The organism is Nocardia tengchongensis (assembly GCF_054781395.1).
Genome location: NZ_BAAGUM010000006.1, coordinates 2,523,625 through 2,546,834, shown reverse-complemented (window position 1 = coordinate 2,546,834; position 23,210 = coordinate 2,523,625). Strand labels below are relative to the sequence as shown.

The 23,210-nt window shown below is 68.1% G+C and carries 24 protein-coding genes; 4 read left to right on the top strand and 20 right to left on the bottom strand.

Features of this window, described 5'->3' with window-relative positions; all coding sequences use genetic code 11:
• Nucleotides 1-131 precede the first annotated feature (131 nt).
• The 11 genes from ACYVKL_RS22740 to ACYVKL_RS22690 form a co-directional block, all read right to left on the bottom strand.
• On the bottom strand, nt 132-1,136 hold the full coding sequence (locus ACYVKL_RS22740; protein ID WP_379165673.1) for a hypothetical protein: 1,005 nt from the start codon (nt 1,134-1,136) through the stop codon (nt 132-134).
• Nucleotides 1,137-1,844: 708 nt separating this feature from the next.
• Entirely contained in the window at nt 1,845-2,618 is a 774-nt protein-coding gene (locus tag ACYVKL_RS22735; RefSeq protein WP_379165672.1) for an ATP-grasp domain-containing protein, read from the bottom strand.
• A gap of 100 nt (nt 2,619-2,718) precedes the next feature.
• Nucleotides 2,719-3,144, bottom strand: a complete 426-nt coding sequence (locus tag ACYVKL_RS22730) for a type II toxin-antitoxin system VapC family toxin (protein ID WP_379165671.1) — start codon at nt 3,142-3,144, stop codon at nt 2,719-2,721.
• On the bottom strand, nt 3,132-3,362 hold the full coding sequence (locus ACYVKL_RS22725; RefSeq protein WP_379165670.1) for a ribbon-helix-helix domain-containing protein: 231 nt from the start codon (nt 3,360-3,362) through the stop codon (nt 3,132-3,134). Before ACYVKL_RS22725 ends, ACYVKL_RS22730 begins: the two co-directional genes overlap by 13 nt.
• Nucleotides 3,363-3,469: 107 nt before the next feature.
• Nucleotides 3,470-4,084 carry a TetR/AcrR family transcriptional regulator gene (locus tag ACYVKL_RS22720; RefSeq protein ID WP_379165669.1) on the bottom strand — a complete coding sequence of 205 codons (615 nt, stop codon included), beginning with the start codon at nt 4,082-4,084 and terminating at the stop codon, nt 3,470-3,472.
• A gap of 5 nt (nt 4,085-4,089) precedes the next feature.
• On the bottom strand, nt 4,090-4,872 hold the full coding sequence (locus ACYVKL_RS22715) for an enoyl-CoA hydratase family protein (RefSeq protein WP_379165668.1): 783 nt from the start codon (nt 4,870-4,872) through the stop codon (nt 4,090-4,092).
• Nucleotides 4,873-4,958: 86 nt separating this feature from the next.
• Nucleotides 4,959-6,122: an acyl-CoA dehydrogenase family protein gene (locus ACYVKL_RS22710; protein ID WP_379165666.1), complete on the bottom strand. Its 1,164-nt coding sequence runs from the start codon at nt 6,120-6,122 to the stop codon at nt 4,959-4,961.
• Nucleotides 6,123-6,125: 3 nt separating this feature from the next.
• Nucleotides 6,126-8,114 carry an acetyl/propionyl/methylcrotonyl-CoA carboxylase subunit alpha gene (locus ACYVKL_RS22705; protein ID WP_379165665.1) on the bottom strand — a complete coding sequence of 663 codons (1,989 nt, stop codon included), beginning with the start codon at nt 8,112-8,114 and terminating at the stop codon, nt 6,126-6,128.
• Nucleotides 8,115-8,122: 8 nt separating this feature from the next.
• Entirely contained in the window at nt 8,123-9,727 is a 1,605-nt protein-coding gene (locus ACYVKL_RS22700) for an acyl-CoA carboxylase subunit beta (RefSeq protein WP_213558389.1), read from the bottom strand.
• Entirely contained in the window at nt 9,724-10,881 is a 1,158-nt protein-coding gene (locus ACYVKL_RS22695; RefSeq protein ID WP_379165663.1) for an acyl-CoA dehydrogenase family protein, read from the bottom strand. Before ACYVKL_RS22695 ends, ACYVKL_RS22700 begins: the two co-directional genes overlap by 4 nt.
• The gene (locus tag ACYVKL_RS22690; protein WP_379165662.1) at nt 10,878-12,593 is read right to left on the bottom strand and encodes an acyclic terpene utilization AtuA family protein; all 1,716 of its coding nucleotides are present in this window, start codon (nt 12,591-12,593) and stop codon (nt 10,878-10,880) included. The genes ACYVKL_RS22695 and ACYVKL_RS22690 overlap by 4 nt, the downstream gene beginning before the upstream one ends.
• Nucleotides 12,594-12,759: 166 nt before the next feature.
• Between ACYVKL_RS22690 and ACYVKL_RS22685 the strand changes: the two genes are divergently transcribed.
• Complete coding sequence (locus tag ACYVKL_RS22685; protein WP_379165661.1) at nt 12,760-12,918, top strand: hypothetical protein; 159 nt, start codon at nt 12,760-12,762, stop codon at nt 12,916-12,918.
• A gap of 13 nt (nt 12,919-12,931) precedes the next feature.
• Here ACYVKL_RS22685 and ACYVKL_RS22680 read toward each other — a convergent pair whose 3' ends face one another.
• The 6 genes from ACYVKL_RS22680 to thiO form a co-directional block, all read right to left on the bottom strand.
• Complete coding sequence (locus tag ACYVKL_RS22680) at nt 12,932-13,699, bottom strand: adenylate/guanylate cyclase domain-containing protein (protein WP_246598565.1); 768 nt, start codon at nt 13,697-13,699, stop codon at nt 12,932-12,934.
• 588 nt (nt 13,700-14,287) lie between these two features.
• Entirely contained in the window at nt 14,288-15,106 is an 819-nt protein-coding gene (locus ACYVKL_RS22675) for an ABC transporter permease (RefSeq protein ID WP_379165660.1), read from the bottom strand.
• Entirely contained in the window at nt 15,106-16,050 is a 945-nt protein-coding gene (locus ACYVKL_RS22670; protein ID WP_379165659.1) for an ABC transporter ATP-binding protein, read from the bottom strand. The genes ACYVKL_RS22675 and ACYVKL_RS22670 overlap by 1 nt, the downstream gene beginning before the upstream one ends.
• A gap of 112 nt (nt 16,051-16,162) precedes the next feature.
• A complete protein-coding gene (gene thiG / locus ACYVKL_RS22665) occupies nt 16,163-16,927 on the bottom strand; it encodes a thiazole synthase (RefSeq protein WP_213558394.1) in 765 nt (254 codons plus the stop codon).
• Nucleotides 16,920-17,132 (bottom strand): sulfur carrier protein ThiS, encoded by a 213-nt coding sequence (thiS, locus tag ACYVKL_RS22660; RefSeq protein WP_213558395.1) that lies wholly within the window; start codon nt 17,130-17,132, stop codon nt 16,920-16,922. Before thiS ends, thiG begins: the two co-directional genes overlap by 8 nt.
• The gene (gene thiO / locus ACYVKL_RS22655) at nt 17,129-18,196 is read right to left on the bottom strand and encodes a glycine oxidase ThiO (RefSeq protein WP_379165658.1); all 1,068 of its coding nucleotides are present in this window, start codon (nt 18,194-18,196) and stop codon (nt 17,129-17,131) included. The genes thiS and thiO overlap by 4 nt, the downstream gene beginning before the upstream one ends.
• Nucleotides 18,197-18,349: 153 nt before the next feature.
• Between thiO and thiE the strand changes: the two genes are divergently transcribed.
• Together thiE and ACYVKL_RS22645 are read left to right on the top strand one after the other, a co-directional pair.
• The gene (gene thiE, locus ACYVKL_RS22650) at nt 18,350-19,051 is read left to right on the top strand and encodes a thiamine phosphate synthase (RefSeq protein WP_379165657.1); all 702 of its coding nucleotides are present in this window, start codon (nt 18,350-18,352) and stop codon (nt 19,049-19,051) included.
• 110 nt (nt 19,052-19,161) lie between these two features.
• Nucleotides 19,162-19,545: a hypothetical protein gene (locus ACYVKL_RS22645; protein ID WP_379165655.1), complete on the top strand. Its 384-nt coding sequence runs from the start codon at nt 19,162-19,164 to the stop codon at nt 19,543-19,545.
• 49 nt (nt 19,546-19,594) lie between these two features.
• Here the strand turns inward: ACYVKL_RS22645 and ACYVKL_RS22640 are convergent, their stop codons facing one another.
• Nucleotides 19,595-19,795 carry a tautomerase family protein gene (locus tag ACYVKL_RS22640; protein ID WP_379165654.1) on the bottom strand — a complete coding sequence of 67 codons (201 nt, stop codon included), beginning with the start codon at nt 19,793-19,795 and terminating at the stop codon, nt 19,595-19,597.
• 88 nt (nt 19,796-19,883) lie between these two features.
• On the opposite strand from ACYVKL_RS22640, the gene ACYVKL_RS22635 reads away from it, so the two are divergent.
• Entirely contained in the window at nt 19,884-20,333 is a 450-nt protein-coding gene (locus ACYVKL_RS22635; protein ID WP_379165653.1) for a winged helix-turn-helix transcriptional regulator, read from the top strand.
• Between the two features lie 7 nt (nt 20,334-20,340).
• Here ACYVKL_RS22635 and ACYVKL_RS22630 read toward each other — a convergent pair whose 3' ends face one another.
• Both ACYVKL_RS22630 and ACYVKL_RS22625 read right to left on the bottom strand, forming a co-directional pair.
• Entirely contained in the window at nt 20,341-22,524 is a 2,184-nt protein-coding gene (locus tag ACYVKL_RS22630) for a molybdopterin-containing oxidoreductase family protein (RefSeq protein WP_379165652.1), read from the bottom strand.
• Between the two features lie 4 nt (nt 22,525-22,528).
• Nucleotides 22,529-23,203 carry an NUDIX domain-containing protein gene (locus ACYVKL_RS22625; protein ID WP_379165651.1) on the bottom strand — a complete coding sequence of 225 codons (675 nt, stop codon included), beginning with the start codon at nt 23,201-23,203 and terminating at the stop codon, nt 22,529-22,531.
• Nucleotides 23,204-23,210: the final 7 nt, after the last annotated feature.

The following is a 23,210-nucleotide window of genomic DNA, read 5'->3' as shown; positions in this document are numbered from 1 at the left end:
ACGCTCCGAGATGATCTCGGGGCGTTCGATCTTCAGCTGGACCGTGCCGGCCGCCCCGGACCGACCCGTAAGCGGCAGGAGAGTGCGTTGGCTACAGCCCAGGTCGCACGCCCGTCCGCCAGGCTGGCACGTTATCGGAGTATGTCCATCGCGACCTCGCAGAAGGCACGATCGACCGCATCCTGGCAGAGGAACCGATCGGCTTCGGTGACCAACGCGATTGCCCGGTCCCAGACGTTGTCACCGACATACCAATCCAACTCGTGCACCGCCATGCCCTCCCACAGCAGTTCCTCGGCCCGAGTACTGGGATTATTACTGCGCACGTTCATCCACAAGCTATCCAGGCGCGACGCCGCGATCATCTCGTCGTTGAGAACACCCAGTCGGCACGACCGTGCGACCAAACCCACCACGACCCTCCAGAACTCGGGCGGCGATTGCGCCGCCAACTCCCGACCGGTTTGCTCTCTCAGTCGCCCGATCATCTCGTTCAGCGCGGGATAGTCCACAGCAGTCGATTCCCACTTCGCCAACTCGAACACCGCCGGCCACCGACCACCGAGTGCGACAACCGCTTTCGCCAGCTCCACCCAGTCAGCGGCGTCGGGCAGGAAATCGAATGGTGAACTCGCCAACGCATGCATCACCTCGACCAACCCATACCCAGCGATCCCAGCACCCTCGCGCACCACCAGCGGTGGAGTCGGCACGGGATCGGGTACCTCGGTCTTTGAGGCAGGTACGAGGTGCAGGGTAAGGAAGTCGCGGCCCCGGACCGTGGCCAGGGCCTTCAGAAACCGTTTCGGACTGTTCACCAGTAGACGCCGCTGTCCCGGCGACACCGTGAACTCGCGGGTTGGGCTGGCCACGAGCAGATCTATCGTCAGCTCGACCCGGTGCGTACCGGGCAGCACCGAAACCTCCACCGACGTGCCGCTACGCAGACGAGCCACCTCATGCCCATCCACCACCACCCCGTAAGCGCGGAAGCGGGTAGGCCAGCCCCCGGGAGTGCGGTGCACCACGATCGTCGCCCGCTCCGCCGCCAGCAACTCCGGATCAGCTGCGGAATAGATCAAAGACCGCTTGATCACTCGTGTTGCGCCGAACCTCGACAACGCATCCTTCGCCACAACAACAACCACACTTCCACACCACAACCACACCAAACCGCCACGTTCGTAGCGACTCGGCTCATTCGCCCGGCATTAGAACACGAACGCTGTCACAACGGCTACGGATATCGTCGTGACTACCTTGCAGTCTGCGAACCGCGTGCGGTCGGTCCGATCCGATAAAGCGCAATCACACGAAATTCGGCATGAGGGTGCGTTCTGCCGACGGCGGGCTCGGCCGGTCCGAGCCGCCCCGTAAGCGGCAGATGCGGACGTCCGGATCGGGGGCTTTGTATCCGCGAATTCTACTGAAGTGCGAGTGTTCGTGCAGGTGCAGTGAATTGGTGAAAGCTGTCGACGAATTCTTTCAGGGCGTGGCGATCTTCGTCATGGGGTGGGCGGTGGCCACGTTCGGCGGCCACTACGACCAGGTCCCCTGCTCGTAACCGTAGAACGTCCCAGCACGCCGGCAAGATGAGAGCGTGGACCGTGCGTCCGTGGCAGCTGATTGTGAGATAGGAACTGTATCGGCTCGCTACGGCTGCCAGTTCCTCGGCGATGTCCTCGGTGAGCGCTCCGGCCGCCCGGAATTCCTCGAAGTGCATATCGTTTCCCCATGCCTTCCTGCTCACGTCACCCTCAGCCTATGCATCGTCAGCCACTCAACGCGCCAAACTCGGCAATAGCAGATGTGCCAGAGCTAGCCGCTGCGCGGAATCTCCCGCGTCAGACGTCTGCGCGAGCGAGGGCCTCGGCTTCCATCGCGGAAATGAAATCGGCAACGTTCGAGCCATAGATGCCCCAGCTGTTCACGCCACCGAGCTCGACGAGGCGGAGTGCGCCGTCGGGGCTTTCGCCGACATCGACGGTGATCATGGTGGCGCCGTGGGTGAGTAGGCGCGCCGCCGCAGTTTCGGCGAAGGCACGTACATGGTCGGGGACGGGGAGGTACGGCTCGGTTGGGTAGGAGCTTCCGCAGGCGAAGCGGCCGTTGCGGCAGAAGCATCGGTACTCGCGGTCGAAGTTCACTACCTCGGATATGACGACGAGCTCGTCTCGGTACTGGTTGTAAGTCTGGAGCCAGTGGTTCAGGTCCTCGATTGCGTGAACGCCTGCGGGGAACAGTTTGTAGTTCGAATCGCTGCGGATGAAGACCTGGTCGCTGTCGAACATGCGGCGCAGGGGTAGGGCGGGGACCGCCGAGAATGGCGCGAGAACTGCAGTGCGGCCGAGGAGGTCGTACACGTGGCGGTAGTAGGACGAGCAGCGCAGCATCGTGTAGTTGTCGAATACCGCTTCTCTGAGCTGCCGCACGCGGCGGAGGCTGCGCATCGTTGGCATCGTCCCGTACGCGACGACCGTGCGGCCCTCTTGGATGGCGGGCCAATGCCCCGTCATCACATCACGCGGCTCGACAATCAGGGCATCGTCGAGCGCGGCCGCGACGACCGCGGAGCCGGGGAATTCCTCGTGGAGATCGATGAGCCATTGCGGTCGCATGACGCGATGCTATTCGCGGCGAGCGATACATCTCTGGCCTATCCGGCAACTTGGCAGCCGAATCCCACTGCTACTCAACAACACCGGCAGCAGCCGATAGTCAAGGGAGCAGAGCGAAGGCGGGGGTGTGGCGGGGGCGGACGACTGAGAAGTGCCGGCGGTCGGTGGTTGCTATCTGGTCGAGGTTGCGGCGTTCCGCGGTGGCGATCACCGACGCATCGGCGGTGCCGAGTGGGAGGTCTCGATATTTCGCGACAAGTTCGGCTATGCGAAGCCAGTCGGCCGGGTGTACGGGCTCGATCGTGAACAAGCCTTCGGCCAGATCGCCGAGGAAGCGGACTTCGGCTTCTGCGCCGAGGCGGGTCGCGATGAGGTAGGCGGCTTCGGTGATCACCAGGGTCGGTATCACGAGGGGGCCTCGGTGGGTCTGGAGCAATTCCAGACAGGCTTCGTGGTGCGCGTCGTCAGCGTCGACGTAGGCGTACAGCGGCCCGGCGTCGACGACCAGGGCGGTTATCGGCCCCACTCTCGGTTGAGGATCTCATCGATCCGGCCGGACACGTCGGAACGCCCGCTGCGACCCGCGGCCGCTGCCCCGAACCTTCGGCGCTCGCCGGTCGGCGCGCACAGATACTGGGCGATCGCCTCGCGAGTGAGCTCGGAGACCGTGACGCCTCGCCGTTCGGCTTCATGCCGTAGGCGCTCGTCGAGTTCGTCAGGCAGTTTCACCGTGGTCCGCTTCATGGTATGCCAGCATACCCTCAGTGTAGCGGCGCAGGCGCCGAGCGACTTCCGCTTCGCCGGAAGTCCTTGCCGGAAACCATTTTTGGCCGAATCTGGTAGCCCGCGAGTCAGAGTGGCTGATGTAGTGCGATGTGGAGGGTGGCGGCCCACTGTTGGACGATTTCCTTGCGGCGTAGGGAGTCGTCGGTGAGGACGTCGGCTAGGCCTAGGCCTCGGGCCAGGTCGAGGGTGGCTTGGACCAGGTGGTGGGTTACCGGGTCGGTGTCGTCTACGCCCAGGGCTTCGATGGCCATGCGGTGGGAGATGCGGCCGAAGCGGGCCTCCATGGGGACTATGCGTTCGCGGAGGACGGGGTCGGCGGCGGCGTGGGTCCAGACTTGGAGGGCTGCCTTGAAGATGGGGGCGGTGTAGGACTCGACGAGGCCCGCTACTACTGCTTCGGTGCGGGCTACGCCCTCGGCTACCTCGGCTACCGCCAGGGCGTCGGCTTTGACCTGGTCCATGCGGGTTTCGAACATGAACTCGAGGGCGGCGGTGATCAGGTCCTCGCGGGTGGGGAAATGGTGTTGGGCCGCGCCACGGGACACCCCGGCGCGTTCGGCGACCACGGCGACCGTGGCCGCCGCCCAGCCCATTTCGGCCAGGCATTCGATGGTCGCCTCCAGCAGCCGCTGCCGGGTGGCCCGGCTGCGGTCCTGCTTGGGTTCGTGGGGTGTCGCCATGATGGCTATTCTGCCCAGCTCGGCGGGCGACGCTGCAGGAAGGCCGTCATGCCCTCGATCACCTGGGGGGTGCCGAAGAAGCTTGCCGAACGTTTGGCCAGTTCCTCGGCCCGCAGGTCGAAGACGGCCAGCAGGTCGGCGTTGACCAGACGCTTGGCCTCGGCCAGGCCCTGCGGGGAACCCTTGCGGAGCTCGGCGCGCAGGCGGGCCACCTCGGCGGCCGGATCGTCGGCAGCCACGGTGATGAGGCCGTTGCGTTCGGCCTCGGCCGCGTCGAAGGTCTCACCGGTGGAGAAGTAGCGGGCGGCCGCGCGGCCGGACATGCGCGGCAACAGGGTCAGCGAGATCATGAACGGGGCCAGGCCGATCCGCACCTCGGTGAGGCCGAAACTGCTGTCGCGGCCCGCCACAGCCAGGTCACAGGCGCCGACGATGCCCATGCCGCCCGCACGCACATTGCCGTTCACCTGCGCCACCACCGGCTTCGGCATGGCCAGGATGGTGCGCAGCACCGAGATCATCCACTGGGTGCGGATCTCGGCGGCGGCCGCCGGGTCGGCGTCCACCGCTTCCTTCAGATCCGCGCCGGCGCAGAAGGTGTTGCCGGTGTGGGTGAGCACCACGCCGCGCACGGCGTCATCGGCGGCCGCCTGCTCCAGGCCCGCCAGCAGCTCGGTCACCAGCCGCGAGGACAGGGCGTTGCGGTTGTGCGGGGAGTCGAGGGTCAGAACCGCGAACCCGTCGCTCACCTCGTACCGCACGAACGGCGCGTCTGCGGTGTCGGTCATCGAATACTCCTGCTGCTGAGAGGCTTTCGGGTGAAAAGTTGTCGAGTGGCGGTGGCCCGCGCGCACACCGCCACTCGTCGCCTCGGTCAGTACGACCGGGGCAAACCCAGGGAATGCTGGGAGACGAAGTTGAGGATCATCTCGCGGCTGACCGGCGCCACCCGGGCAATGCGGGCGGCGGCCAGCATGCCCGCCAGACCCACGTCGGAGGTCAGGCCGGAGCCGCCGTGCGTCTGGATGGCCTGGTCCAGCGCCTTGATGCTGGCTTCGGCCGCAGCGTATTTCGCCATATTGGCGGCCTCGGCGGCGCCGAAGTCGTCACCGGCGTCGTAGAGGAACGCGGCCTTCTGCATCATCACCTTGGCCAGTTCGAGCTCGATCTTCACCTGCGCCAGCGGATGCGAGATGCCCTGGTGCGCACCGATCGGCACGCCCTTCCACACCGCGCGCTCCTTGGCGTAGGACACGGCCCGGTCGATGGCGTAGCGGCCCATGCCGATCGCCATGGCCGCGCCCATGATGCGCTCCGGGTTCAGGCCCGCGAACAGCTGCGCGATCGCCGCGTCCTCCTGGCCGACCAGGGCGGTGGCGGGCAGCCGCACATCGTCGAGGAACAGCGTGAACTGGTTGTCCGGCTCGATGATGTCCATCTCCTGCTTCGTCTTCACGAAACCGGGGGTGTCGACGGGCACGATGAACAGGGCGGGCTGCAGGTTGCCGGTCTTGGCGTTCTCGGTGCGGGCCACGATCAGCACGGCCTCGGCCTGGTCCACGCCGGAGATGAAGATCTTGCGGCCGTTGAGGATCCAGTCCTCGCCATCGCGACGGGCGGTGGTGGTGATCTTGTGCGAGTTGGAGCCCGCGTCCGGCTCGGTGATGCCGAACACCATCTTGCCGGTGCCGTCGGCCAGCTTGGTCAGCCAGTGCTGCTTCTGGTCCTCGGTGCCGTACTTGGTGATGATGGTGCCGCAGATGGCGGGCGAAACCACCATCAGCAGCAGGCCGCAGCCCTGCGCCGCCAGCTCCTCCTGCACCAGGGCGAGCTCGTAGATGCCGGCGCCACCGCCGCCGTACTCCTCGGGCAGGTTGACGCCCAGGAAGCCGAGCTTGCCGGCCTCGTCCCACAGCTCATCGAACGGCTCGCCCTTGCGCGCCTTGGGGCCGGCGTAGTCGCGGAAGTTGTACTTGGCGGCCAGCTTGGCCACCGCGTCGCGCAGCGCCTTCTGTTCGTCGGTCTCGATGAAACTCATTGCCTACTCCTGATCTTCGCTGTGGACCACAGCGAGCACGGCGCCGACTTCGACCTGCTGGCCGGCGGACACGTTCAATTCGGTGAGCACGCCCGCGGTGGGCGCGGCGATGGTGTGCTCCATCTTCATCGCCTCCAGCCACAGGATGGGCTGGCCCTTCTCGACCTTGTCGCCGACCGCCGCACCGAGACGGATCACCGCGCCCGGCATCGGGGCCAGCAGCGAGCCCTCGGCCACCTGATCGGCCGGATCCTCGAAACGCGGCAGGCGGCGCACCGCCACCGGGCCGAGCGGGGAATCCACCGCCACCAGCTCGCCGTAGCGGGCGATCTCGAAGCGGCGGCGCACCGGACCGCGATCGCCGGGCACCTGCAGAATCACCAGATCCGGTGTGGCCTCCACCAATTCGAGACCCTCGTGACCCTCGACCTCCAGGCCGGTGCGGGTCAGCCGGTAACGCACATCGTGGCGACCGGTCAGTCTCGACTCGTAGGACTTCGACTGCGCCTGCGACGGCAGGTTGCGCCAGCCGCTCGGCAGACCGCCGCCGATCCGGGCCCCACGCCGGTTGGCCGCGGCGTCGGAGAGCGCGGCCGCCACGATCGACAGCTGCTCGTCCGCCTCCGAAACCAGTGGCGCGGACAGCTTCTCGAGATCGTGCGTGGCGAAGAACGCGGTATCGGTGTCACCGGCCAGGAACGCCGGATGCCGCAGCACCCGCACCAGCAGGTCGCGGTTGGTGACCAGGCCGTGAATCTTGGCCCGCTGCAACGCGGAAGCCAGCAGATGCGCCGCCTCGTCGCGGGTCTCCGCGAAGGAGATCACCTTCGACAGCATCGGGTCGTAGTGCACGCCCACCACCGAGCCGTCCACGATGCCGGTGTCCAGGCGCACGCCCGGCTCGGTCAGCACGGTGAATTCGCCCAGGGTGCCGGGGATGTCGAGGCGGTGGACGGCGCCGGACTGCGGCTGCCAGTCGTGGGCCGGGTCCTCGGCGTAGAGACGCACCTCGATGGAGTGGCCGCGCATCTCCGGCTGCCGCGTGGGCAGCGGGCGACCGGCCGCCACCTGCAACTGGAGGCGCACCAGGTCCAGCCCGGTGACCTGCTCGGTGACCGGATGCTCCACCTGCAGACGGGTGTTCATCTCCAGGAAGAAGAAGTCGCCCTTCTCGTCGGCGAGGAATTCGACCGTGCCCGCGCCCTCGTAGCCGATCGCCTCCGAGGCCAGCCGGGCCGCCTCGAACAGGCGGGCCCGCATCCCGTCGATCTTCTCGACCAGCGGGGACGGGGCCTCTTCGACGACCTTCTGGTGCCGGCGCTGAATCGAGCACTCGCGCTCGCCGACCGCCCACACGGTGCCGTGGGTGTCGGCCATGACCTGCACCTCGATGTGGCGGCCGGTCTCCAGGTAGCGCTCGCAGAACACCGTCGGATCGCCGAAGGCGGACTGGGCTTCGCGCTGCGCGGCCTCGATCTGACCGGTCAGCTCGGACAGCTCCCGCACCACGCGCATGCCGCGACCGCCACCACCGGCGGACGCCTTGATCAGCACCGGCAGCATGTCCGCGGTGACCACGGCCGGGTCCAACTGCTTGAGGACCGGGACACCAGCGGCGTCCATCATCTTCTTGGACTCGACCTTGGAGCCCATCTGCTCGATCGCCGCGACCGGCGGGCCGATCCAGGTCAGCCCGGCGGCCTGCACGGCCTTCGCGAATTCGGCGTTCTCGGAGAGGAATCCGTAGCCGGGGTGGATCGCGTCGGCGCCGGCGGCCAGCGCGGCCTCGATGATCAGCTCACTGCGCAGGTAGGTCTCGCCGGGAGTGTTGCCGGGCAGGCGAATCGCCGCATCGGCTTCGGCAACATGCGGCGACCGCGCGTCCGCGTCCGAGTAGACGGCCGTCGTCGAGATACCCATCCGACGACATGTCGCGAACACACGCCGCGCGATCTCGCCACGATTGGCGACCAGAACGTTGGTGATTTCCATTTCTGGCCTCACATCCGGAAGACGCCGAAGCCCTCGGCGCCCTTGATCGGGGCATTGTGAATGGCGGACAAGGCCATTCCCAACACCGTGCGGGTGTCGCGGGGGTCGATGACGCCGTCGTCGTAGAGGCGACCCGACATGAACATGGGCAGCGATTCGGCCTCGATCTGCGCCTCGATCATGGCGCGCAGACCGGCGTCGGCCTCCTCGTTGAACGGGATGCCGCGCGCCTCGTTGGCCGCCCGGCCCACGATCGAGATGACGCCGGCCAGCTGCGCACCACCCATGACGGCGGATTTCGCACTGGGCCAGGCGAACACGAAGCGCGGATCGTAGGCGCGACCACACATGCCGTAGTGGCCGGCGCCGTAGGACGCGCCCATCAGCACCGAGATGTGCGGCACCTTCGAGTTCGAGACCGCGTTGATCATCATCGCGCCGTGCTTGATGATGCCCTTCTGCTCGTACTCCTTGCCGACCATGTAGCCGGTGGTGTTGTGCAGGAACAGCAGCGGCGTGTTCTTCTGATTGGCCAGCTGGATGAACTGGGTCGCCTTCTGCGACTCCTCCGAGAACAGCACGCCGCGCGCGTTGGCGAGAATCCCGACCGGGTAGCCGTGCAGCTCCGCCCAGCCGGTCACCAGGCTGGAACCGTAGAGCGGCTTGAACTCGTCGAAATCCGAGCCGTCGACCACGCGGGCGATGACCTCACGCGGATCGAACGGGATCTTCAGGTCGGTCGGCACGATGCCGAGCAGTTCCTCCGGGTCGTGCAGCGGCTCGATCACCTCGGTGACCGGGCGCGCGGCCGGACCCTGCTTCTGCCAGTTCAGGCGCTTGACGATGGAGCGGCCCAGCCGGATCGCGTCCTGCTCGTCGACGGCCAGGTAGTCGGCCAGACCCGAAGTGCGGGCGTGCATTTCCGCGCCGCCCAGCGACTCGTCGTCGGATTCCTCACCGGTGGCCATCTTCACCAGCGGCGGGCCGCCCAGGAACACCTTGGAGCGCTCCTTGATCATGACCGTGTAGTCGGACATGCCCGGGATGTACGCGCCACCTGCGGTCGAGTTACCGAAAACCAGTGCGATGGTGGGGATTCCGGCCGCCGAGAGCCGAGTCAGATCCCGGAACATGCGGCCGCCGGGGACGAAGACCTCTTTCTGCGTCGGCAGATCCGCGCCGCCGGATTCCACCAGGCCGATCACCGGCAGCCGGTTCTCCAGCGCGATGTCGTTCATGCGCAAGGTTTTCCGCAGCGTCCACGGGTTGGAGGTGCCGCCGCGCACGGTCGGATCCGGCGCGGTGATCATGCACTCGACACCCTCGACGATGCCGATGCCCGCGATGACGCTCGCACCCACATGGAAGTCGCTGCCCCAGGCGGCCAGCGGGGCCAGCTCCAGGAACGGCGAGTCCTCGTCGAGCAGCAGTTCGATGCGCTCGCGCGCGGTCAGCTTGCCGCGCTTGCGATGCCGCGCCATCTTGTCCGGGCCGCCGCCCGCGATGTTCTTCGCGTATTCGACCTCGACCTCGGCGAGCTTGGCGCTCATCGCCTCGGCGGCGGCTTGATAGTCCGCCGAATTCGGGTCCACGGATGTGCGCAGAATACTCAAGACTGGAACCCCAATCGCTTGGCCGCGAGGCTGGTCAGAATCTCATTGGTGCCGCCGCCGATGCCGAGGATGCGGACATCCCGGTAATGCCGTTCGACCTCGGACTCGCGCATGTAGCCGAGGCCGCCGAACAACTGCACGGCCTGGTGGGCAACCCATTCGGCGGTCTCCACCGCGGTGTTCTTGGCGAAGCAGACCTCGGCGATCAGATCGGTCTCGCCCTGCGCGGCGCGCTCGGCCAGCACGTGGGTGTAGACGCGGGCCACATCGATGCGACGGGCCATCTCCGACAGCGTGTTCTGCACGGCCTGCCGGCTGATCAACGGACGACCGAAGGTCTCCCGGTCCCGGGTCCACTGCAGGGTCAGGTCCAGGCAGCGCTGCGCGTGCCCGTACGCCTGCACGGCCAGACCCACCCGCTCGCTCACGAAAGCGTTTGCGATCTGGGCGAATCCGCTGTTCTCCGGGCCCACCAGGTTCGAGACCGGTACCCGCACATCGACATACGACAGCTCGGCGGTATCGGAGGCCAGCCAGCCCATCTTCTCCAGCTTGCGGCTGACCGTGAAGCCGGGCGTGCCCTTCTCCACCACCAGCAGCGACACACCTGCTGCGCCGGGGCCACCGGTGCGCACCGCGGTCACCACGTAGTCGGCGCGCACGCCGGAGGTGATGAACGTCTTGGAACCGTTCACGATGTAGTCGTCGCCGTCGCGCACCGCGCTGGTGCGCAGATGCCCGACATCGGAACCGCCGCCCGGCTCGGTGATCGCCAGCGAACCGATCTTCTCCCCCGCCAGGGTCGGCTTCACCCAGCGGTCGATGTGCTCCGGATTGCCGGAGGCGATGATGTGCGGCACCGCGATACCGCAGGTGAACAGGGAGGCGAACAGGCCGCCCGAGCCACCCGCGTAGTGCATCTCCTCGGCCACCACGGCCGCGTCGATGGCGTCACCGCCGGAACCGCCCGCGGACTCCGGGAACTGGACGCCCAGCAGGCCCAGCGCGCCCGCCTTCTTGTGCAGTTCACGCGGGATCTCGCCGTCGCGCTCCCACTGGTCCAGGTACGGCAGGACCTCGCGCTCGGCGAATCCGCGCACGGTGGAACGCAATTCGCGGCGCTCGGGGGTGTTCCAGGGACTCACGTGACTCATGGCAGCAGCTCCACAGGGATCTCGATGTGCCGGGCCCGCAGCCATTCCCCGAGCCCCTTGGCCTGCGGGTCGAAACGGGCCTGATAGGCCACGCCCTGACCGAGCAGGCCCTCGACGATGAAGTTCAACGCCCGCAGGTTCGGCAGCAGGTGCCGGGTGACGGGCAGGTCGGCGGTCTCGGGCAGCAGGCGGCGCAGCTCGTCGACGGTCAGCGTGTGCACCAGCCAGCGCCACTGCTCCTCGGTGCGCACCCAGACGCCGATATTGGCGTTGCCGCCCTTGTCGCCACTGCGGGCCAGGGCGATCGTGCCCAGCGGGACCCGCCGTGTCTCGCCCGCCGGAAGCGGCTGTGGCAGTGCCGGTTCCGCGACCACGTCCAGTTCCAGGGTCTCCCCCGCCGGTGCGATCGCCACCTCCGAGCCGTCCGCCAGCACCGCGGTGTGCGGAATCTCCTTGGCGTCCACGTATCCCGGCGTGAACACCGCGTACGGGCCGCCGTTGCCGGGCGGGGCCGTCAGCGAGAAGCCGGGGAAGCTGGCCAGCGCCAATTCCACCGCGACACTGGAGAAGGCGCGACCCACCTTGTTCGGGTCCGGGTCGCGGACCACGCAGCGCAGCAGCGCGCTGGCCTGCTCCTCGGTGTCGGCGTCGGGGCGATCCAGCCGGGCCAGCGTCCAGTCCAGCTCGGCGGGACGTACGGTCAGCCACGACTCCAGCTGCCGCTGCGCCAGTTCCGCCTTCGCCTCGATGTCGAGACCGGTGAGGATGAACTGCATCTCGTTGCGGAAGCCGCCGATGGTGTTGGTGGACACCTTGGTCTGCGGCGGCGGGGCCTCACCGGTCACGCCGCTGATCAGGACGCGGTCGGGGGCCTCCTGGCTCACCTCGATGCTGTCCAGGCGGGTGGTGACGTCCGGGCCGGCGTAGCGCGCGCTCTGGATCTCGTACATGAGCTGGGCCTTGACGGTGTCCACGGTGACCGCGCCGCCGGTGCCCTCGTGCTTGGTGATGACGATGCTGCCGTCGCGGCGCACCTCGGCGATCGGGAAGCCGGGGCGGCCCAGATCGGCGATCTCGGTGAAGAAGGCGAAATTGCCGCCGGTGGCCTGGGTGCTGCACTCGATGACGTGACCCGCCACCACCGCACCGGCCAGCGCGTCGTAATCGGTTCGGCCCCAGCCGAAGTGCGCGGCCGCGGGGCCGACCACCACCGAGGCGTCGGTGACGCGGCCGGTCACCACGATGTCCGCGCCCGCGGTCAGGCATTCGGCGATGCCCCACGCGCCGAGGTAGGCGTTCGCGGTCAGCGGCGCGCCCAGGCCCAGTTCACCGGCCCGCGCCAGCAGGTCGTCACCGGTCACATACGCGACCTTCGGTGCGAGACCGAGCTTTTCGGCGAGTTCACGCACCCGCTGCGCCAAGCCGGCCGGGTTCAGGCCGCCCGCGTTGGTGACGATCTTGACGCCGGACTCCAGGGCCAGCCCGAGGCTGTCCTCCAGTTGCCGCACAAAGGTTTTGGCGTAGCCCAGGTTCGCGTCCTTCATCCGGTCGCGGCCCAGGATCAGCATGGTGAGCTCGGCCAGATAGTCGCCGGTGAGCACGTCGAGCTGCCCGCCCTCGAGCATCTCGCGCATGGCGCTCATGCGATCGCCGTAGAACCCGGAACAGTTGCCGATCCGGATCAGATCCGGAGTGTCGGCGAGCTGACTCATCGAGGGCCTCCCTGTGCACCAGAGTCCAGCGCAGCCTCGGCGCTGCGGTCGGTTACAGGGTCACATCAGCGGCAGAAAAAATCAAGCCCGCGTGCTTGTTATTTGCGAAAACGCCCGGTCAGCACCGGTACGCTGGGCGCCGGCAACCGTCAGGCAGACTGAGCGGGTGTCCACAGACGTCACCACGATCATCCTGCTCGCCCTCGCCGGATTCCTCTTCGGCGGCGCGTACTCGCTGTTCAAGACCTCGCGCCCACTGGCCGTCGCACTCGCCGTCTGTGGCGTGCTCGCGGCCGTGGGCGCGATCCTCTACATGATCAAGTAACTCTCGGACTTCTTCACTCGGCTTCGAGGCGGAAGATGCGCAGGTCCTCGGGGACACCACTGAGCGGGGCGGCAAAGAAGCTGCGGCGGTAGGGCTTCACGCCCAGGCCGAGTTCCTCGAGCGTCTCCGGGTTCAGTGCGTCCAGGGTCACGCCCGAGAGCATGGTGTTGCCGTTGCCGCCGGCCTCCATGACGCGGGCGGCGATATTGACGTCGATGCCGAGCCAGTCGCCGCCGATCTCGCGCGGGCTGCCGGTGTGCAGGCCCAGGCGCATCTGCGGGCGGTAGCCGTCCACCGACACCGTGGACAGGTTCTCCTTGGCGGCGATCGCGGCCCGCACGGCCCGATCCGCGGACGGGAAGACGGCCATCACGCCGTCACCCATGCGTTTGACTACCTGGCCGCCCCGATCCACGATCGGCGGCTCGATGGCCTTGGCGACCCGGCGCAGCAGGTCGAGGGTGACCTCGTCGCCCGCGGCCAGCGACCAACTGGAGAAGGCCACCAGATCGGTGAACATGATGGTGATCTCGTCGGTGCCGCGGCCCTTGCCGACCCGCTCCAGCATGGCCTGCCACACCTGCAGCGCGCCCAGCCCCAATTCGCGTGCGGCGCTGGGCGAATCGCCGACCAGCTTGTCCGCCGCGCGGGCCACCGCACGCACACTGCCCGGTCCCGAGACCGAGAGTGGATCGCCGAAACCCGGGTCGCCGGGCAGATTCTCGCGCGCCTTGCGGATCGCGCCGATGATGTCGCCGCGCTGATTGGCGGCATTGACCAGGGCCGAGAGCTGGCCCGGGAAGCGGCCGCGGCGACGCGGCCGACCGTCGAGGTCGTCGGATTCGTCGGACAATTCCGTGTCCGGGTCCTCGGAGAGTTCTGCGGGGATCAAGGGGATGACCAGGTCCGGGTCGATGCGCGGTTGGTCTCGCCCCCGGTTCCCGCCCGTGTCTCGCGAACGGCTGCGATCGGTTCCCAGTCCGTCCGTGCGGTTCGCGTCGTTCGCGCGGTCTCCGCCGTCGGAGGGTCGTTCGCTCACGCCCAGAGCGTATCCCAGCGCTCCGTCATGGGATGGATTAATGATGGCCACCGGACACCTCCCGATCGGTGCTAGCGGCCACAACATTGGGCCCGCCGAAGGTTGGAGTGTTTTGGTTGCTGATCCGATGCTACCGACCTTCGAGCACAACGCGCCACATCGCCACGGAGGTAATAAAACGTTAACTGGCCCACACTTCGGCCGGGCTATGAACCACCACGCCGAATGACATCGGCCCGATACGGAATCCGTATCGGGCCGATGCGCGCCGCCGTGCCGGGCAGTGGCCGGCGGCTCCCCGGGCAGGGTCTATGTCACTCGGAACACGAGCTAGGCGTCACGTTTGTTCACCACGAACAGCGCGGCTCCGAATACCACGGCCACGAAGGCCGCGAAGTAGATGAGACCACCCCAAGGGCCCCAATGCCAATACTCGGATTTCTCGTCCACCGTCCCCAGGAACAGGCCCGCGTTCTGGAAGGGCAGCAGCACCTGGATCTGGTGGCCGATCTTGCCGAACGCGCCGACCATCGGCTCCAGGATCACCGGCCACACGATCAGCAGCGACAGCGCGCCCGCCGACTGCCGGATCAGCGTGCCCACGCCGACCGCCAGGAACACGATCAGCACGATGAAGACCGGAACGGCGTAGAAGACGCGCAGGTCGCCATTGGTGAGGCTGAGATGGGTGCCCGCGTCGTGGGTGACCATGGCCTTGAAGATGAAGAACCCGAGGAAGGTCAGCACCAGACTCAGCAAACCCATGGCAACCGCAATGAGACCGGCTTTGGTGAGCAGGACCGTGGTCCGGTTCGGGATCGCGAGGAAGGTCGCCTTGATGGTGCCGAACCGGTACTCACTGGTGACGGCCAGCGCCGCCAAGATCATCACCATCAGGTAGCCGAAACCCGGCATACCCTGCGCCAGACCCGTGATACCCAGGCCCGCGATCGAGTTCTCCGCGTACGGCGCATCGGCGGGCTGCATCTTGCCCTCCGCCAGCTGATCCTGGAAGACCCGCCACGACGCGTTCAGCGCCAGACTGAACAGGGCCGCGATACCCAGGCCGAACACCACCAGCAGGACCGTGCACCACACCGGGGACTTGGTCGAGGTGAGCTTGATTCGTTCCGCAGCGAGCACTCCCATCAGAGCCCACCTCCCATCACCTGATCGAAGCCTTCGCCGTGGTACTGCACCGCACCACCGGTCATCCGCATGAACGCCTCCTCCAGCGACGCGCGCTGCGGCGACAGCTCGTAGAGCGTGATGTCATTGGCGCCGGCCAGCTTTCCGACCGCGTCACTGCTCACCCCCGCCACCATCAACGCCGGACCGTCGGCCTCCGCACCGTCCTCCCGGACCGTCATGCCGTTCGAGGTGAGCAGGCTGCGCAACTGATCCAGCTGCGGACTGCGCACGCGCACAGACTGTTCCGACGCCTTCTCGATGAAATCCTTGGTAGTGGTATCGGAGATCAGCCGACCCCGGCCGATCACGACCAGATGCTCCGCGGTCTGCGCCATCTCCGACAGCAGATGACTCGACACCAGCACGGTGCGGCCCTCCGCGGCCAGCCGCTGCATGAACCGGCGAATCCACAGGATGCCCTCGGGATCCAGGCCGTTCACCGGCTCGTCGAACAACAGCACCTGCGGATCGCCGAGCAGCGCCCCGGCCAGGCCGAGCCGCTGCGACATGCCGAGCGAGAAGCCGCCCGCGCTCTTCCCGGCCACCTCCGACAGGCCGACCAGGCGCAACACCTCCTCCACCCGGGACTCCGGAATGTCATTGGAGGCGGCCATCCACCGCAGATGCGAACGCGCGGAACGATTGGGGTGCACCCACTTCGCGTCCAGCAGCGCGCCGACGGTGTCGAGGGGACGTTTCAGGTCGTGGTACGGCTTGCCGTCGATGAGCGCGGTCCCGGAAGTCGGGGCGTCCAGCCCCAGGATCATGCGCATCGTGGTCGACTTGCCCGCCCCGTTCGGGCCGAGAAAGCCGGTCACCTGCCCCGGGCGGACCGTGAACGACAGATCCGACACCGCGACGGTCTGGCCGTAATGTTTGGTCAGGCCTCTCAGTTCGATCATGGTGACCAGTCTTCCCCATGTGTGGAGCGCGCACTATCGCCATTTGGTCGCGCGTCGCTCATCCTCGGGGATGACTACGGCCGAACCGGTCTCCGGGTTCAGCCGCCGGGCATCAGAATCCGGGCGAGGAGGCCTGCGCCCAGAACCGCTTCGGAATTCGACCGGCCTGCCGGGCCAGCCAGCCGCCCTCCACCGCGCGCGCCATGGCGGCCGCCATCAGCGCGGGCTGCCGGGCGCGGGTCACCGCGGTCGCCAAAAGGACAGCGGAGCAGCCCAGTTCCATGGCCAGGGCGGCATCGCTGGCGGTGCCGATCCCCGCGTCCAGGATGACCGGCACACCCGCGGCGGCCACGATCATCTCGATATTGTGCGGATTTCCGATGCCCAGACCGGTGCCGATCGGCGAACCCAGCGGCATCACCGCGGCGCAGCCGACATCCTCGAGCCGTTTGGCCAGCACCGGGTCATCGGTGGTGTACGGCAGCACCGTGAAGCCGTCGTCCACCAATTGCTCTGCGGCGGCGACCAATTCGATGGCGTCCGGGAGCAGGGTGCGCTCGTCGGCGATGACTTCCAGCTTCACCCAATCGGTTTCGAGCGCCTCGCGACCCAGCTGCGCGGTGAGCACGGCCTCGGCGGCGGTCCGGCAGCCCGCGGTATTCGGCAGCGGGGCGATCTCCAGGCGCTTGAGCAGATCCAGCACGCCGGTGCCGCCCGCGGCGTCCACCCGGCGCATGGCGACCGTGGTCAGCTCGGTGCCCGAAGCCAGCAGGGCCTCCTCCAGCACGGCCAGGTTCTCCGCGCCGCCGGTGCCCATGATGAGCCGCGAACCGAACTCGCGGCCCGCGATGACCAGGGGTTCGACGAGGCTAGCCACCCTGCACCGCCGTCAGCACCTCGATCTCCCAGCCGCGGCCCACCGGCTCGTCCCAGCGGGACTTCGGGAAGACCGCGCCGTCGATGGCCAGCGCCACGCCCTGACACGGCAGGTTCAGGCGCTCCAGCAGCTGGCGGACGGTGAGCTCCTCGGGGAACACGTGGTCCTCACCATTGACGGTGACGCCGACCGGGATTGCGGTCATCGAACTCCTCCTGAGATGAAACGGCGCGGGTCCGCGGACCGCGCTTCGGGCAGCTCGCGGTCGGCGAGCAGGGCCAGCACGGCGTCCGCCGTGACCGGGGTGTCGAGAATGCCGTTGCGGCCGTGGCCCGCGGCCACGATCACCTTGTCGTCCAGGTAACCGATCAACGGCAGATTGTCCGGCGACCCGGGGCGCGACCCCGCGACGGCCTCGGCGAACTCGTACTCGCCCAGGCCCGGCAGCACCGCCTCGGCATCGGTGATCAGGTCACGGACACCGGCGACGGTGACGGCGTTGTCGAACCCGACTTCGTATTGTGTTGCACCCAGAACTATCCCGTCACCCCTGGGCACAAGATATATGGGGCGGCCGTGCACGCGAGCCCGGATCACCCGGGTCGGCGCGGTCGGCGCGCTCGGGCGGCGACGCAGCCGCAGGATCTCGCCCTTCACCGGACGCACCGGCAGGCCGGGCCACACCTGGGCGGTGGCGGCGCCGGTGGCCAGCACGATCCGATCGTGCGGCAGCTCGGCGGGGGCCTCGACCCGCTCGGCGCGGAACTCGACCCCGGCCTGGCGGCAGGCGGACTGCAGCGCGTTCACCAAAGCGCGATTGTCGACGGCGGGCTCGGCGGCGGCCAGCAGCCCGGCGCGCACGCCGCGGCCCAGACTCGGTTCGGCCGCACGGACTCCCGCCCGGTCCAGCAGGCTCAGTTCGTGGCCTCGGGCATTCACCCAATCGGCGATGGTGCGCAGGTCAGCGGCATCGGCGGCATCCAGGGCGACGGTCAGGGTGGCGTCGGCGACGAAGACATCGACGCCGGTGACCGCCTTCAGCTCGGCGGCGAAAACCGGCCAGCGGGTGAGCGAAGCGGCCCCGAACTCGAGCGCCGCGTCCTCCCCCGGCCACCCCTCCGACAGCGGCGCGAGCATCCCGCCCGCGACCCACGAGGAACCGGTACCCGAGGCCGGGTCGAAGAGGGTGACGGTCCAGCCCGCACCGGCTGCCCGCCAGGCCACCGACAGTCCGATCACACCGCCGCCGACGACGGCCAGAGTCCGCATGTGAATCCACCTAACTCGTCCCCGCATCCCGGGGACCTGCATATATACGATGCGAAACAACAGCCGCGAGGAATCTGCCGCGGGCCGCCACACCGGGCGCTTTCCCTCGGGTCGTTTCGACCTGACAACCGTAGCGCGACTACCGTCGACCCTGTGCAACCCTCCCACCCGAACCGGCCCGCCACCCCCAGGGAACGCCTCGCCACCGCGCGGCTCTACCTGTGCACCGACGCGCGCCGGGACAAGGGCGATCTGGCGCAGTTCGCCGACGCGGCCCTGGCCGGCGGCGTCGACATCATCCAGCTGCGCGACAAGGGTTCGCGCGGGGAGCAGCAGTTCGGCCCGCTCGAGGCCAAGGCCGAGCTGGGCGTACTGGCCGAACTGAAGGCCGTCGCCCGCCGCCACAACGCGCTGGTCGCCTGCAACGACCGCGCCGACATCGCGCTCGCCGCCGGCGTCGACGTCCTGCACCTGGGCCAGGGCGACCTGCCACCCTGGTACGCCCGCCAGATCCTCGGCCCCGACGTCGTCCTCGGCCGCTCCACCAACAACCGCGCCCAAGCCGGCCTGGCCGCCGTCGACGAACACATCGACTACTTCTGCACCGGCCCCGTCTACGCCACCCCGACCAAACCCGGCCGGACCCCCGCCGGCCTCGAACTGGTCCGCTCCACCGCCGGCTCCCACCCCCACCGCCCCTGGTTCGCCATCGGCGGCATCGACGAAGCCCATCTCCCCGAGGTCCTCGACGCGGGCGCGACCCGAATCGTCGTGGTGCGCGCCATCACCGAAGCCGACGACCCCACCGCCGCCGCCCGCGCCATCAAGCAGCGAATCCTGGAGAACGACCGGTAGTACGGATCCGTCGTGCCATTGGAACTGGCGGCATTTCAAAGATCCGGATATCACCTAAGTTCGGCTGCGATGGTGATCAGCCCGATTGCCGCATCCTTCGGAGGTTGCCAATGCTCGCAAGTTCTGTGGTACGCAATGGATTCGGCGCGGTACTGCTGACCGCCACCGCGGTCGGCAGTGTCATCACGGCCGCGCCCGCGCAGGCGTCGGTCACCCGCATCTGGATCCAGCAGGTCAGCGACGCCCAATCCAACCTCGCCGCGGACGTTGACAGCACCGCCCCCGTGTACTTCTACGACAACGGCAAACTCATGCCGGGCAGCCCCGCCACCCCCGTCACCATCGACGGCAAGCACTACTGGGCCAGCATCCCCCTCTTCGCGAGCGGCGTCCACAGCGTCACCGTCAAACAGGGCGACACCCAGCTCTCCGCCACCTTCCTCTCCACCGGCAGCGGCGAACCGAAACAGATCGGCAGCGGCAGCGCCGGCTGACGCGCCGCGACATTCTGCCGCCGGGGAGCGGCGGCGGCGGTCAGGACGCTCACTGGACGGCGGATTTCAGTTCCGCCCAAGTCTTTCCGGCCACCATGAAGTGATCGTCGGGCATTTCGTCGAGCATTACCCAGACGTGGGCGGGGTCGTAGCGGAGGTTCTCGGCGACTACCCGGCTCACTTCCCGCATGGTGCGGGCGAGGGCCTCGGGCGTCTGCCCACGCACTGTCTTGATCGTGACCATCGGCATGTGAATCCTCCACCTCGTCCTGGGTCTCAAACTGAGATGCAGCTTGCCCATGCTGAGTCTCAAAGTCAAACCCTGCTACCGTGGGGGCATGTCGGATAGGCCGGGGCTGCGGATTCCGCTCGACAAGTGCGGGCTGGCACGCACCGCCGCGCTACTCGGCGACCGGTGGACGTTGCTCGTGCTGCGGGAAGCGCACTACGGCATCACGCGATTCGACGATATGCGGGCCGACCTCGACATACCGCGGAACGCGTTGAGCATGCGACTGAAGACGCTCGTCAACACGGGACTGCTGACAAAGAGCTCCTACCGAGAACCCGGCGCGCGGACACGCGACGAATATGTACTCACCGCCATGGGTCGCGAACTCCTTCCCGCCCTGATCGCACTGATGCAGTGGGGCGACCGGCATCTGAGCGACGAGGACGGGCCGTTGGAATTCCGCCATGCCGGGTGCGACGGCATCGTCACCGCCCAATTGACCTGCGAGTGCGGGCAATCGGTGCAACCCACGGAGCTGACACCGCGGGTCCGATAGCCGGCCCTCAGCGTACCGGGTCCAGGCGGACCGGGATTCCGTTCAGGTTCGACATGCCTGCCAGGCGTTCGACGTCGGCGAGATCGGTGGACATCAGGTCGTTGACGTTCGCGCCGCCAGCGGCGTTCGCGCGCTGCCAGCCACCCCGGTGACCCCAACCGTGGGGAACGGCGATCGTGCCCGCGATCAGGTCGTCGGTGAGGCGGGCGGTTACTTCGATGGAGCCGTGGGTGGAGGTGACGCGGCAGCGGTCGCCGTCGGAAATGCCAGCCACCGCTGCGTCTTTGGGGTTGATGCGGGCGGCGTGTTCGCGGTTGCCGCGCATCAGGGGCTCGACGTTGTGCATCCAGGAGTTGTGGGATTTGAGTTCTCGGAGGCCGATCACCCGGAGGGGGTAGGTGGGGTCGGCGGGGCGGGCGGTGAGGGTGCGGAGTTCGGTGATGATCTCGTCGGGGGCCAGGTTCACTCGGTTGCCCTTGTGGCGGACCACGTTTCGGAGGACTCCGGTGGCGATGGCGTCGGAGAGGACGATGCCGTGGGGGTGGCGGCGGAGCTTGGACAGGCTGATGCCGTTGCGGCGCAGGCCGAAACGGTCACCGTAGGGGCCGGTGCGGAGAGCCAGGTCGGCGAGCAGGGTGGGGGTGGGGCGGGCCGAGGCGAGGGCGGGGACGCGGCGGCGCAGGGCGCTCAGCAGGCGGCCGGCGGGTCGGGCGGGGCCTACGGCGAAGGGCTGCACGCCGATTCGGGTCGCGATGGCGTCGATGATCTGCCACTCCTCGCGGGCCTCGCCGTAGGGTTCGACGACCCGCTCGGTGTACTGGGTGTACGGGGTCGGGGACAGCGCCGTGAACGGGAGCGGGATGTCGTCTCGCTCCAGGAACGTGGTCGCCGGGAGGATGTAGTCGGCGATTCGGTTGGTGTCGTTGACATAGAGGTCGATGGAGACGAACAGGTCGAGTTCGGGAAGGGCGGCGGCGAGTTCGCGGCCGTTGGGGACCGAGGAGACGGGGTTTCCGGCGGAGGTGAACAGGGCGCGCAGGCGGCCCGGGCCGGGGGTGGTGATCTCCTTGGCCATGATCGCGGCCGGGAAGGTGCCGAGCACATCGGGGAAGCCGCCGACGCGGGAGTGGTTGCGGGCGTAGCCGGCGAAGCCCAGGCGGGCGCTCAGTTCGGAGACGGCGACCAGTTCCTTGCCGAAGACGCTGCCGCCCGGCTTGTCGAGATTGCCGGTGACCAGGGCCAGCGCGTCGACGAGGAAGGCCACCAGGGTGGCGTGGCGGCCCAGGCAGGTCCCGGTGCGGCCGTACACGGCGGCGGAATCGGCGCGGGCCAGATCGCGCGCCAGGGTGCGAACCAGATCGGGGTCGAGGCCGGTGATCTCGGCGGTCACCTCGGGGGTGAAACGAGCTACCGCGGAACGTAGTTCGCGGACGCCGGACGCCTGGCGGCGCAACGCCTGCGCGTCCTGGAGGTCCTCCTCGAAGATGACCTGGAGCAACGCCGCCAGCAGCCAAGCGTCGCCGTCCGGCCGGATGCCGACGTGCTCGAACAGTTTGGCCGTCTCCGTGTTTCGCGGATCGACCACCACCACCCGGCCGCCGCGCTTGGTGATCCCGGTGAGCTTGTCGCGCACCCGCGGCACGCTCATCGCGCTGCCGTGCGAGACGAGCGGATTCGCGCCCAGCATCAGCAGGAAGTCGGTGCGGTCCAGATCGGGGACCGGCACCGAGGTCGCGGAACCGTAGAGCAGATCGCTGGCGACGAAGCGGTTGTTGATGTCCTGCGAGCCCGCCGAATAGACGTGCTTCAGCCCGGCGGCCAGCTGGAAACCCACCATCCATAGGGTGTGGGAATAGGAGAACGAGGACGGGTTGCCGAAATACCATCCGAGGCTTTCGATTCCGTGCTCGGCGATCAGCTCGCGCAGCCGCTCCCCGATCTCGTCGAGGGCGGTGTCCCAGGACACCCGCTCCAACTCACCGGATGCCGTGCGGCGCAAGGGATACAGCACACGGTCGGGATCGTTCTGGATCTCGGTGAACGCGATGCCCTTCGGGCAGGCGTTGCCGCGGGAGAGCGGATGGTCCTTGTCGGCGCGCAGCCGCACCAGCTTCCCGTCCTCGACGGTGGCGATCAGGCCGCAGAGCGGCTCACAGATCCGGCAGTACGTGGGGACCTCGCGCGTGCTCACGCCCTCAAGACAACACCTGATCCAGAGTGAGGAACAACACATTTCCGGCCAAATCGGTCTGTTCCGGGCCGGCCGCGGGGGCGCCGATCCGGGCGGTGCGGCCGGTGCCGTCGCCCGAGGAATGCAGCCACAGGAATCCGTGCTCGGCCAGATCCAGGGTGCGCGGCAACGCGGCCGCCACCGCGTCGGTGTCGCCGAGGCCGGCCAGGCTGACGAGGGTGGGCGTGGCACGCAGCGTCGGCCAGGCCGCGGCGAAACCGGGGTGCAGCGGCCGATCCTCGACCTCGTCCTCGGGCACCCACACCAGATCCTGGCTCTCCATATTGCCGCGGGTGCGCAACCGGTCCGCGGCATCGGCGATGACCGTGGTGTAGGTCCAGCCGCTGGGCGCGGTCGCGGTCACCCGGGAACCCCGCACGCGGATCGAACCGGACGGGATGCCCGCCTCCTCCTCGGCCTCGCGGACGGCGGCATGGACAGTGGTCTCGTGCGAGTCACGGGCACCGCCGGGCAGCGCCCACGTGCCACCCTGATGCGTCCAGGCAGCGCGGTGATGCAGCAGCACCGCGGACCCGCCACCGGCCAGCGGGGCGCGCAGCAACAATCCAGCAGCCCCGAATCGACCCCACTGGCGAGTGCCATCCGGGCTTTCCGCCCACCCGTCCCCGTCACCACGCATCTTCGCA